Below are 12,739 nucleotides of genomic sequence, written 5' to 3'. Positions count from 1 at the left end.
CAAGCTCCTTTTCCTTGCTAACGATGACATTTGAATTATGGCTTCCGTTTGGCGATAACAGCATAGGATACCGTTCTTGTGAATCCAGTTGGATTCCATGCAGTAAATACCCATCTGTCTTCGGCCGCGGAATAATTATTGAGAAGAAACCCTTGTTCATTTCCAGAGAAAGTCCATGCACCGCTAATCAGATTGTAGGCGTTACCGTTAATCGTAGTGCTTCTAAAGCTATTAGGAGAAATAGTGATCGGAGCGAAAGTGAAGCGTGCGAATCCATCTCCAAGTTGAGTTACACGAATGGCTTTTTTAAGATTCATAACCACGTGACTTCTTTTCTTTAGCTTTCTTCCCAACTTTGCTTCCGCATTTTTAATTTTCATTAAGGTTGCCTTTCTCAAAGAAATCATCTCCTTAATTGTTCTACTTATAGTTAATGATGGGGTAGATACTTTTGAATGGACAAAATCCCCGGTAAATTAGCTTGATTTTCTGGAGGTGCTGAAACAAAAAGCCCTTCCTTAAAATAAAGGAGGGCTTGATACCGCTACTTCTCATTATTTTCCGTTCCTATACCGATTTTGTTAAGCCGATATGGGTGATCATGGTGTCATACGGATCTAATTCCATGGTTTGTTTGCCGTATTCCGTTTCAATCGTCGTTCTTTGAAGTTGATCGCTATTGTTAATAACAACCAATATTTTACTTTCTGGATAATAAACACACTCTGTATATAGGTTATCTGTAATGTACTTCGTTTCATGTAACTCATTGCCTGCAAACCGAATTATATTCAGCAGCATCCTTGTGTTTTCCCAGCTGAATTCGAAAGAAGGAAGGTAGATCCCCTTTCCTTTACCAAAGGCATGAGTAGACAATGCTATCATACCACTCGTTTCCTCCGCTACCGCAGCTGACCCATCAGTAAGATAAATGCTATTCTTTGGCGTTATACTGGTTCCTTCAGGCACCAAACCATGCTCATCCCTAACCTCATACGTCCATTTTCCATGACCTACTCTGGAGCCTGTATCCTCATCCAGTCCAAGAACATGTGCCATTCTAAAAAAGCTGTCGTGGCCTTCGACCGCAGAAGGCTGGTTGATGCCAATAAAGGTACCACCCTCATAAACCCATTTCGTCAGTAAGTCCACACACTTGTTGTCATTCCAGTGCTCCCCACCACTCCATGCTGAACCAGCAGAGCCGGCATTGATCACTACATCACAATCCTGTAGAATTCCCTGACGGATATCTTCAAAATCAATGAATTGCACTTCAATCGGCAATCCGGATAAAGCTTCATTGACATGAATCAAATCATGCATATACGTTTCATGGAAATGGCCGGACAATGTCCACGATCTCAATTTTCCCCAGCTATGCAGAATAGCTACCTTCGTCTTGATGTGATAGGGTTTGCCTTCATGGTGCAGTTCTTTAATTTCTCTGAACTCATTGGCAATCTTTTCGATGTAATCGCAAAAATCCGGGTAAGGCTCTACAAGGTGCAAATATCCGCCCAATCCAATCCGGTCAATAGGCTCCCGCAGCAAGGCGCGCCGGATATTAATCCAATACTTTTTGGCGTCCAGCGTGGGGTTTCCCCCTTCCATAAAGGTAGGAAGCCCGCCTAAGCCAACTGGAAATAAGTAAGGATGCAGCCGAATCTCATGCGTATTCACTTTTACACCTGAACAGAGTCTCGCCTCGTAACCTGAGAATACACATTTAATCAACCCGTCAAATCCAAACTCTTGAAAACGGTCATTGTAAGGCTCCATGCCAACCCAACTGTCATCATAGAAAACATAGGCCAGCTTGTCGTGCCTATGCACAATGTCAATTAATTTCTTGCCAAATTCGATTACAAAATCATTGATAAATGCCATCCAATCCAGCTTGCGCTGCTCAGCCGGGATATGACTGACGCGGTATTTCCCGCCATTCACAAAATCCTCGGCAGTCATCGAATACCCGTATTTCTTGGCAAACAGATCAAGCGCTCTTGAACTTACCGTAAAATCGTATGAACCCCAGTCAGAGAACAGATGGCGATTGCGCTCATTACTGCCCCAGATCCAGGCGAAATTATAAAATAAGGAGGTAAACCGAACAACCGTGGTTTCCTTATGATGGAGACACCAATCTTCCATCCAATCCAGCAGATATTTTTGCGTTTCTGCATAGATGGGATCAATCTGCATCAAATGCTCTTTGTCCCAATGATTCGTTGTGTGATTGTACATGGAAATCTCTTCCCAGATCCGGTAGGCCATAAAGCTTACCGTGTATTTATGCCAAGGAACAATTCCGGTAATGACCACATTTCCGGATTCCCTTTCATAATTCCACTGTTCTCTTGGAACTTCCTCTCCGGTCGTTCTGTCAAAAACCTGCCAATAATTAAACGCCTCTTTGGAATCATTAACTTTGAATTGTTCAGCAAAAAAATCCTCCATCAGATAGATGGATACATAATCTTGTACAGCTACCTTCGGATTTGTAATTAAAAAACACTGCTGCAGCTTATCCAGATGGTGGGACGCCCACTCATTATGATCTCTGATGATACAGATTGTCGAATATATGCCGTACCCAGCGTTAATAATCTCATCGGACAATTGCGTGCCGTCACTATCACGGATGATATCGGCACCCCACCGTTCAGCTAATTTCAGGGTCAGCGCCTCATAACCGGATTCTCCCGGTAGTGTGAAGGCCCCCGTGGTTTGTTTGGACAACTTGGTTCCCTCCTAATTCAACATATCAGACAGAAAGGCCAATGCCAGGCCTTGACCCCAGCCCTGAATCCAGTCTTTTGGAATATTGCGATACCCATCCCGATCTTTCATAACCGCTGTGCCGCCCGACACACCTAGTACCCGTCCGTCCTCGCTAATATGGTTCAAGATGCCCTCCAATGCCTTTTGCACGTATTTGGTATGCAGCGGATTGCCATTATTGATCATGGCCGCCGCGATTCCGCAAGATGCAGACACTTCTTCGTAGGAATCCTCGTCATCCAGTACCGTCCGCCACAGGCCGTTCTCCGTTTGAACCCCCTTCAGTGCCGCCAGTTGATCCCGAAGCGAACACTCCACGTCCATGCACTGCGGATATAAATACCAGTCTTTCAAATGAATTTTAACTTGCGACATGGTATATGCTCCCCAAGCATTCGCTCTCCCCCAGAAAAATCCGGACATATGGTCTTGCTTGACATTATTGTAGCCATGGTACCAGAAACCGCTACTAGGGTCTTGCAGGTATTTGATATGCCAGTAATATTGGTTTAAGGCGTCCTGGATCATTTCCTCATCCTTTAATTTGGTTCCTACACGGAGCAGAAAAAATGCCGCCATAAACAACGTGTCCGCCCATGCCTGTTCTGGAAAATCATTAGCAACGGATACCGTATGCTGCAAAACATGGTCTCCAAACCTGAGAGCATGGTTCCGAATATAATCCACCTTGCTCATCACAATATCCCAATATTTCTGGTCCCCTGTTTCTTCATACAATGTGATCAGCATATGGCCCATAGCACATGTGTTTACCGTCCAGTGCGGCAGGCCCAGCTCGATATATTCATCCGCCCACTGCTTAAGCATATTCAAATAGTCTTTATTACCTGTTTTTGTATAGGCCGTGGATACACCATAATAAGCCACACCGCAAGGCCAGTCCCACGTCAAATCCATCGCCATTGTTTTTCTGATGACTTTGTCGATAACTTTTACTATCTCTTCCTTGTCACAAATCAATTGAAGCATCTTTATTCCCCTCTCCTAGCGCACACGCCCCCAAAGGCGCTTGAGAGCTGTTTGTCGCCGTTTTGAAAACGCTTTACTTAATCCATTGTACGCAGTAAAATAGTCTCCATCTAAGCATTTTCGCAACAAAACTGCGCAATTCCAATCATTTATGTATATCTGCTGGTTAAAATCAAAGTCATGGGGGTATTGAATATGCCCAGAAAAAAGAAGCCCGTTATAGAATATCGGCACTACAGCTTGCCTATAAATTTCCCTGTCTTGCTATTAAGCGGTGAGCGTTGGAAGATTTCAGATATTAAAAGTGAGCATCTCCATTTCCATAACCATTTGGAGATTGGTATATGCTATTCAGATAGCGGCATCATGGAGATCAAAGGAGAATCTGTACCCTTCAAAGCGGGCGATGTGACCTTCATCCCCAGGTATCTTCCTCATACCACGTATAGTTCGCCAAATACAGCCAGTCTTTGGTCTTATATCTTTTTTTCGCCAGAGGACCTCTTTCAACATTCATTTAAAAGTGCTTACAGCAACTTCGAACCGAATTTGTGGGTGGTGAAGGGAATGAACTGTATATTGAATAAGGAGCAACATCCCAAGGTTTATACACTTGCGACTTCAATCGTAGAGGAATTAAAGCAGCAGAATCCTTACTATCAGGAAAGTGCCTACGGCTTATTGCTATCCCTTTATATAGAACTCCTTAGAATTCATTCCAGGAATGAACTGTTGGCAGATCAGGAAACAGAGCATAGCCTGAAAAGCGATTTTGTCATTTCTCCAGTTCTGGAGTACATCACTAAAAACTATATGAACCCCATTACTATGGATTTTTTGGCCGATCTGTGCCATTTAAGTACAACTCATTTCCGAAGAAAATTCCATGAAATTATGGGGACGTCGCCTCTCGATTTCCTAAACAGCACCCGAATCGAAGAGGCTTGCAAGCAGTTAAAAAGCACGGAGGATTCAATTCTTTCGATCTCCGAACAAGTCGGTTTTCACTCCATTTCCAGCTTTAACCGCTGCTTCTCTAGGCTTATGGGAAAGCCGCCAAAAGAATGGCGTAAAGGGGCACAATCCGAAGCGCAATCTGCGAAAGCGTCTATACTGGAGTTTACGGGGTGGGTTTAGCATAACAGCAGAAATAAACTCGATAAAACGAATTCAATATTCTGGATATCAAACTAGCCATTTTCTGCTTTATATGATTAATCACATTTTGCAATGGATCTAGAAAAAGCATAAAATTCAAATCTTTTAACAACTCCATTCCAGCAAGCCCCGTTGTATAGCCATCTTCGACCTTGAAAATTAATTTATGTAATAGCAAAGTGCCTAAAAATAAACGTAATGATGAAATCGGTGAATCTCACAATATGACAACAGATGTTATATTATACTTTGGTTGAAGTTAAACAAAGGAGATGGAGATGCTTATGATGAATCAAGAACCAAATCAGCAATTAGGCGAGATTATTGAGCAGTTCATACATTCATTAATAGCAGAAAATAATAACATTCGATCTCAAAAAGTAATCAACATTGCAGATGAGGATACGATAGCTCATTTAAGGGGAATTGGTTTTCCGAAAAAAGGAAGACCGATACAAGAGGTCGTCGATGAAATGAGGAAAAACGTCTATCCTCACCAAACCTTCATGCAACACCCTCGCTTTTTCGCATTGGTTCCTGGTCCAATGTCTCTTTACTCGTGGTTAGGAGATATCATGACCAGCGCCTATAATACCCATGCCGGAAGCTGGATGCTGAGTTCGAGCGCAAGCCTTTTAGAGGGGGAAGTGATCCGGTGGATGTGTGACCAAGCAGGATATCCCAATACTGCTGGAGGCTTATTTCTGTCGGGCGGATCGCTGTCGAATTTGACCGCTTTAGCAGCTGCACGCAATGCAAAGTTATCCGAGCAGGAATATGCCATTGGAACTGCTTATGTTTCAGATCAAACTCATTCATCGGTCGTCAAAGGGTTACGCATCCTCGGATTCCGCAGTGATCAAATCAGGAAGGTTCCAAGTGATACAAATTTTCGTATGGATGTTTCAGCCTTAGAAAAAAAATTAATGGATGATCAAGCGACTGGGATGAAGCCTTTTGCAATCATTGCCACGGCAGGCACAACCAATACGGGAAGCATTGACCCATTAAACGAAATTGCTGACCTATGTGAAAAACATAATATTTGGTTACACGTGGATGGAGCTTACGGTGCGTCAATTTTGGCTTCTTCGAAATATAAGTCTCTTTTGAGCGGGATATCGCGTTCAGATAGTATCACCTGGGATGCACACAAATGGCTAATGCAGACCTATTCCTGTAGTGTGGTTTTAGCCAAAGAAAAGCAACACCTCGAAAATTGCTTCAGCACACATCCAGAGTATTTGAAAGATGCCGAGACTGATGAAGAACATATGAATTATTGGGATCTGGGTCCTGAGTTAACCCGGCCTGCTCGAAGTTTGAAACTATGGGTGACACTGCAAGCTTTAGGAACGAATGCTGTCAGTGAAGTTATAGAGCATGGAGTTCAACTCGCAGAATGGGCTGAAGATGAAATCAAAAAACATAATCATTGGGAGATTGTATGCCCCGCACAGTTAGCGATTGTTAATTTTCGATATGCGCCAACTGGATTATCTGAGCAAGAATTAGATTCACTCAACAAAAGGATCTCCCAAGAAATGGTGGCGAATGGATATGCCGCTGTGCTTACGACACAACTCAATGGAAAAACTGTCCTCCGAATCTGTGCAATTCACCCAGACACTACGGAACATGAGATAAGAAATACAATTCAGCTTTTATCGAATATAGCAAGATCATTAAATGAGAAAAAAGTTTTTTTGCGATGAAAAATTTTGAAACTATTTGCTACGATTTCTGTAAATAAACGAAAATTATCAGCATCACACAATTAAGAGGGGCACGCCGCCCCTTTTTACTGTTTCTCCCATACATTTTTCAAATTGCAGTGAGGACAACCCTGACACGACGTGCCCACATCAATGGAAGTTATTTATTTTCATAATGTACTACGTCGTAGTTCATAAAAATACTGCACAATGGGATGCTTTAACTTCATCTTCTCGGTCATGTTTAATATTCGCTTTTTTCCAACTCGTCTGTCCACTAAAGCTAGAATATTCAATAAGATATCATTACTCTCTAAGCTGTCCTCTATAGAAGTAGTTAAAAACTTATTAGCTACAACATTAAAATTAGACTTGCTTAATGAGGCCTGTGCTGACAAAAGCTCCTTTGCATGCTCTGATATTTTTCTACCTCTTGCAATTACTTGTAGACGATCCTCCGGAACATTCCCATTAGTATCTTTTCTGACCGCTTCAATTTCTTCATTGCTGATAGGAATTTGGATATTGGGATCATTCTTAATTTCCAACTCCGTCTGATACCATTTGATTGGACTAGTGATATCATTCATATTGAGTATGTTCTTCTTATCTACAGTTATATAACAAATTCCAGATTTATCAGGTAAATAACGGTAACTGGTCGCTCGGTATTCTACCCTTCCGTCTAACGCAGGACAGAGGAAACTCTCCAGTTGTTGCTTCAATTTACTCCAAGACATATATCCTCCTATGTTTTCAATGTCTACTAACAGCCATCTCCCAACTTGGCAATTTAATTTCCACGTTCCTCTATCTCATCATGATCCTTGCTTCCAAACTCATCAAGCAATGTACGCACTTCACTTGTTGATTTGGCGTTCATTAAGCTGTTTCTGAGTTCACTTGCCCCTCGGAATCCACGGACATATATTTTGAAGAAGCGGGCGAGAGGGCTGAACGAACGTGGCTCCTGCGCTGAATAATGATCATGGAGATCTAGATGAAGCCGCAGCAGTTCAAGCAATTCCTCACTGCTGTGTTCCTTCGGCTCCTTCTCAAACGCAAATGGATTCTGGAAAATACCACGCCCAATCATAATGCCATCCACACCATATTGCTCAGCGAGCTTCAAGCCTGTCTGACGGTCCGGAATATCTCCGTTAATGGTCAGCAGTGTATCTGGTGCCACCTCATCACGAAGTTTCTTAATCTCCGGAATCAGTTCCCAGTGAGCGTCTACTTTGCTCATTTCCTCTCTTGTCCGCAGATGAATGGACAAATTCACAATGTCTTGTTTCAAAATATGGGTCAACCAGTCGCGCCATTCGTCTACGGTAGTGAAACCGAGCCTTGTTTTTACACTGACGGGCAGTCCCCCGGCTTTGGCGGCCTGAATGATATCCGCTGCGATTTCGGGACGGCAGATTAGGCCGCTTCCCTTCCCATTCTCGGCTACATTCGCTACAGGACAACCCATATTAATATCGATGCCTTTGAAGCCTTCTTTCGCCATACCGATGCTCATTTCACGAAAATATTCCGGCTTATCTCCCCAGATATGGGCCACCATGGGCTGTTCATCCGCTGTAAAAGTCAAACGCCCGCGTACACTTTTGTTCCCCTCCGGGTGACAATAACTCTCTGTATTCGCAAACTCCGTAAAAAACACATCCGGTCTGGCTGCTTCACTTATGACATGGCGAAACACAACATCCGTCACATCTTCCATCGGTGCCAGTATAAAAAAGGGTCGTGGCAAATCACGCCAAAAATTATTCGTCATATCAAAAACTCCTCTATAAATACCAGGACAAATCTTTGGTCCCAAAATGGTAAAGCTAACCTGTTCATGTCCTTGCTTCTTCTTCACATATAACATGTTTAAGCAACGTAGTTCAAACGGCAGTATATGTTAAGCATAGACATCTAAATGAGTATATCATACTCAATAGAGGAGCATACTCCCCAAAAGACTCGTAAAAAAAGGAAGAGCGCCGCTCCTCCTTGCCATCTTCTATAACGTACTGCGCCGCAGTTCATAGAAATACTGCACGGCATAACTTCCCCCAGTCTACGCCGTTCCCAAGCGAATGGCTTAAAAAAAGAGCCGAGGAACATATCCTTGACCCTTTTCTTCAATTTCTACACATGAATACCCAAAATTTTCAGCTGGTCATTGATTTTGGCTTCAAGTTCAGCGATTTCTTGTTTATCTTGTTCTAAAAGCTTACTCACTTCAACAAGGTCAATGACTTGCTCTTCTTCAAACGTATCCACGTAGCGAGGAATATTTAAGTTAAACTCGTTTTCTTTGATTTCTTCAAGTGATGCAACGTGAGCATATTTATCAACATCCACACGATTTCGGTACGTTTCGATAATCTTATTGATGTTTTTATCAGTAAATTTGTTTTGATTTTTACCTTTTTCAAACGCCAATACACCTCAACTATTAGTCTTTCCTGACCAACAGTGAACAGCACTCCACATGTGTCGAGACAGTCAAAGGGATATATTTCTTTTTATTATATATATTACCTATAATATCAAAAGCCACTCCTTCTCACAACACCCCCTTTTTCCAGATGATACCCATTTTCTCTTCACTTCTATCGATCCCACTAGTTCCATATGAGCCTGTATTTAATTTACCCGAAACCTTAATCACAATTAAATTAGCCCCGTTCCTGACTTTGGAAGGCAATTGCTCAAAATTACTGTCAGCTTTCTCTCTTCCCATACCTCTCCCTTCCAAAAATACACATAGTAAATACACCAACCAATGGGTCATTCTGTAAACTAAATCTCTCTTTTAACCGATAAATACATATGCTGGACTGTTATTTAAATATCACATCGTAACTTTATACCCAACAAACTCAGTGATACATATGGGTCTTGACTCAAAGTTGTATTCATCCATTTCTTCTATTATTCAGACTCGAATTAAAAATGCTGCACTTTACTTTTGTAATCAGCCATCAAATCTAGAAAGGAGTTATGAACTCACTTGAGCGTATTATCAGATGGGATAGGATATGAAAGCCTACGCTTTTATGGTCCCTTTCAGCCACTACATATCGAACAACTTCAAATAACACGTACCATTAATGATCATGCCTTTTTACATATCAGTGGCATGCTCTCCGAAGAACAAGGAGCTGTATGCATCGGACAGGATATGGAGCAAGAGCCCATTGTGATTCGTCAGTTAAATGATCAGGGACAATCGTTGAGAAGGTTGTTCCATGGGATTGTTACACGTATGTCCGTACACTGCGTGCGAGGCGTGTATACGTTTGAACTAGAGGCCGCTTCCCATTCGCACCAGATGGATATTAAGCGTAAAAGGCGCTCCTATCAAGATATTCACCGTACCTATGATGATCTGGTCACTGCAATGGTTCGAAAATATCAGTACGGAGATGCCATTGATACGGTAAGCCACTATGCCAAACTGGAGACATTTGTTTTACAATATGAGGAGACCGATTGGGCGTTTTTAAAACGTCTCGCTTCTCGCTTTGGCTCCGTACTCGTGCCAGAGGTAACCGCAGCCTCGCCCAAGGTTTTCTTCGGGATGCCAGAAGGCAAGCAGCATAAGGTAGAGCGGGACGTATTTTATCGTGTACGTAAAACGTTTCATGAGTTGGATGCAGAAAAGCCCGGAGAGCGTGCTGGCTCGTATGTCACCTATATGATCGAAAGCCTACAATACTATGCGCTGGGCGACCTCATCACGTTACCTATCGGGCAAGCAAAAGAACTGGTCGTGGTTCGTGCCGTGACTACACTAACGGATGGCTTACTGCGCACCCGTTATGATCTTCAAGCCGAACAGGATATCCGCTATGCTCGGTATGAAAACGACCAGGCCACCGGGATTTCACTGACAGGAACGGTGCTCAAGGTACAACAGGATTTTGTACAGCTTCAACTAGAGATTGACCCGAAGCAAGATCCTGCCAAAGCCTGCTGGTTTCCCATAGCCACCCGTTATGTCGCCGAAGAACATAGTGGCTGGTACGATATGCCTGAGATCGGGGAACAGGTGGAATTGTATCTACCTACCCACTGTGAACAGGATGCCTATGTAACGGATTCACTGCGACAACAACGCCACACAAATGGTCAGCCGAATGTGAAGGTATGGCAACATGTGCAAGGTAGCGGCGTAGAAATGTCTGAGCATGAACTGACCCTATCCACCTCCGGTGAATTTTCCATTACACTGCATGAAAGTAACGGCATTACGATCGACAGTCCAGGGAACGTGCAGATTCAGGGTGGCCATGTGAAGCTCAATGCTGGCGAGGAACTTTCGCTCGAAGCTGGAACGGCGCTGTATTTAAAAGGCGGATCCAGCAGCATGGTACTGGATGGTGAGACGGATACCAAAGCTCCGGTGATTTATCAAGAAGGTACGGTGAAAGCTCCTATTTTCGTAGCTGACCTCTCTCCTGTACCTGAGCCGCCACTCATGAGCATAAAAGCATTTGAAGCAGCTCAATCAGCAGCCAAGGATTCAGCTAGCAGCCAAGCCTCTACCCCTAAAGCAAAAGTCACCAGTCCAGCAGAGCTTCAACAGGCGAATGCCTTGATGGGTACGGTGTCTAAGCTTTTAGGCTCCATTCCGGTGATGGGAAAAGTGGCTGGTGCTGTTATAGGAGCACTAAGTGGGCCTGCGGCGGGTGTCATTCTGAAAGCAACTGCAGCCATTCCTGTTCGAAGTAAAGGAACACCTACGGTTGGGGGAGGCGGTAAGGGAACCAGAATTCATCCATTAAAATACTTGGCTGGTTTAACAATGCAGGGACTGGTCAGTCAATACGAGTATGAGCGAGCTCAGGAAGCCTATTATAACAAGTGGATTTTGGGGAAAGTGTATACAAGTGCTCGTCATGTGGCTCATTCCGGTGGAACATTAGAGCTGGTTCAAAACTTGCTGAAAGAGTCTAAGATGATGGTTCATGCGTATCAGCAGGTTCCTAAAAGTGTTCGTGAAAAATGGATTAGGGATTATATGAAGCAACAACCTCCTCCTAAGCCGCTTTCCCCAGAAGAAGAAAAATTACAGAGAGCAAGAAAGTATGCGCAAAGTATTCGTGACTGGGAAGCTAATCGTCCCGAACCCCCTAAAAAAAGCTTTGGCGAGGAAACCACACTCTTTTTCCAGGGCATGGAGGAAACAGTTCAAGCGAACGTTGAAGGCTTGAAACAGTTAAAAGATGCTCTTATCGAGCATCCTGTGGATACTATAAGTACTATAGTGTCGGGCCAATATGAAGAGGCAAAGGGAGATTTGGTATTTGCTAAAAATTATGTTTTGGATCAGGAAAATGCCAGAGATGAGTATCTCAAAGGTTTAAAAGAAGACGATAAACGGATGTTAGAGAAGGGCCAAAGTTACATGGAGGGTGAGACATTAGCTGGGATGCTAATTAGCTCTCTTCTGGGTAAGGGAAAAATAAAAGGTGGAAAAGGGACACATCATAATTCCAAAGATGTTCCAGAACCAAAACCCTTGAAGCCAACGAATGAGCCGAAATCGAGTCTAACTAAAACTGAGGGGACGGGTAAAGCTAATCTAAAAAATATTCCGCGAATCTCTGAAGTTGAAGTCAATTTCAAAAGGAATCCAAAGCATGATAAAGTAGAATTTGAAAGACAGCTAAAGGCTCAAGAGGAAGGACTTAATTCCTTAACCGTTGATGAGTTTATCAAAAATAGAGATAGATATTTAAAAGAAGGACGAGCACCCGAAGGTGATACTGCGCAAAAAGCTGCGAGAGAAAAAGCATACTTGGATAAGATTACTGAGTTAAGAAAAGAAGGAGTGGATAAAGAAGAAGCAAAAAAACAAGCTAGTAAATGGCTAGATGGTCAGGCGGCATTACATAATCCTGATCAAATTGCTGGAGGTATACCGGAACATGTCAGTGGAGTGGGGGATAGAAGGGTTAACTCTTCTCTTGGCTCCCAATGGAAAAAAAGGGCGGGTAAAATAGATGAACATGTAAGATCAGCTGCGGAATCTATGACCGAGGCAGAAAGAAAGTCAACTCATTTAAATATTAAACTAACAAATTAAC

The 12,739-nt window shown here is 43.0% G+C and carries 10 protein-coding genes; 3 read left to right on the top strand and 7 right to left on the bottom strand.

Going from position 1 to position 12,739, the window contains the following annotated elements:
* Positions 1–35: 35 nt before the first annotated feature.
* The 3 genes from ACWGXJ_RS04715 to ACWGXJ_RS04705 form a co-directional block, all read right to left on the bottom strand.
* Positions 36–407: a hypothetical protein gene (locus ACWGXJ_RS04715; RefSeq protein WP_231109497.1), complete on the bottom strand. Its 372-nt coding sequence runs from the start codon at positions 405–407 to the stop codon at positions 36–38.
* A gap of 160 nt (positions 408–567) precedes the next feature.
* On the bottom strand, positions 568–2,742 hold the full coding sequence (gene gnpA, locus ACWGXJ_RS04710; RefSeq protein WP_452566296.1) for a 1,3-beta-galactosyl-N-acetylhexosamine phosphorylase: 2,175 nt from the start codon (positions 2,740–2,742) through the stop codon (positions 568–570).
* A 12-nt stretch (positions 2,743–2,754) separates the two neighbouring features.
* A complete protein-coding gene (locus ACWGXJ_RS04705) occupies positions 2,755–3,774 on the bottom strand; it encodes a glycoside hydrolase family 88/105 protein (protein WP_452566295.1) in 1,020 nt (339 codons plus the stop codon).
* A gap of 180 nt (positions 3,775–3,954) precedes the next feature.
* On the opposite strand from ACWGXJ_RS04705, the gene ACWGXJ_RS04700 reads away from it, so the two are divergent.
* Both ACWGXJ_RS04700 and ACWGXJ_RS04695 read left to right on the top strand, forming a co-directional pair.
* A complete protein-coding gene (locus ACWGXJ_RS04700; RefSeq protein WP_440723378.1) occupies positions 3,955–4,911 on the top strand; it encodes an AraC family transcriptional regulator in 957 nt (318 codons plus the stop codon).
* Between the two features lie 305 nt (positions 4,912–5,216).
* The gene (locus tag ACWGXJ_RS04695; RefSeq protein ID WP_452566294.1) at positions 5,217–6,647 is read left to right on the top strand and encodes a pyridoxal phosphate-dependent decarboxylase family protein; all 1,431 of its coding nucleotides are present in this window, start codon (positions 5,217–5,219) and stop codon (positions 6,645–6,647) included.
* A gap of 170 nt (positions 6,648–6,817) precedes the next feature.
* Here ACWGXJ_RS04695 and ACWGXJ_RS04690 read toward each other — a convergent pair whose 3' ends face one another.
* The 4 genes from ACWGXJ_RS04690 to ACWGXJ_RS04675 all read right to left on the bottom strand — a co-directional run bounded on the left by ACWGXJ_RS04690 (position 6,818) and on the right by ACWGXJ_RS04675 (position 9,387).
* A complete protein-coding gene (locus ACWGXJ_RS04690; RefSeq protein ID WP_452566293.1) occupies positions 6,818–7,387 on the bottom strand; it encodes an SF0329 family protein in 570 nt (189 codons plus the stop codon).
* 53 nt (positions 7,388–7,440) lie between these two features.
* Complete coding sequence (locus tag ACWGXJ_RS04685; protein WP_452566292.1) at positions 7,441–8,430, bottom strand: tRNA dihydrouridine synthase; 990 nt, start codon at positions 8,428–8,430, stop codon at positions 7,441–7,443.
* Positions 8,431–8,789: 359 nt separating this feature from the next.
* Entirely contained in the window at positions 8,790–9,086 is a 297-nt protein-coding gene (locus ACWGXJ_RS04680) for an N-6 DNA methylase (RefSeq protein ID WP_452566291.1), read from the bottom strand.
* 124 nt (positions 9,087–9,210) lie between these two features.
* Complete coding sequence (locus ACWGXJ_RS04675; RefSeq protein WP_155729771.1) at positions 9,211–9,387, bottom strand: hypothetical protein; 177 nt, start codon at positions 9,385–9,387, stop codon at positions 9,211–9,213.
* A 270-nt stretch (positions 9,388–9,657) separates the two neighbouring features.
* Here ACWGXJ_RS04675 and ACWGXJ_RS04670 point away from each other — a divergent pair, with 270 nt between their 5' ends.
* Positions 9,658–12,738, top strand: coding sequence for a polymorphic toxin type 15 domain-containing protein (locus tag ACWGXJ_RS04670; protein ID WP_231109513.1), 3,081 nt, complete (start codon positions 9,658–9,660; stop codon positions 12,736–12,738).
* Position 12,739: the final 1 nt, after the last annotated feature.

The sequence above is a fragment of the Paenibacillus sp. S33 genome (assembly GCF_053615415.1).
Note: the sequence above shows the minus strand (reverse complement) of the source record. Positions and strands in the feature narration are given on the sequence as shown.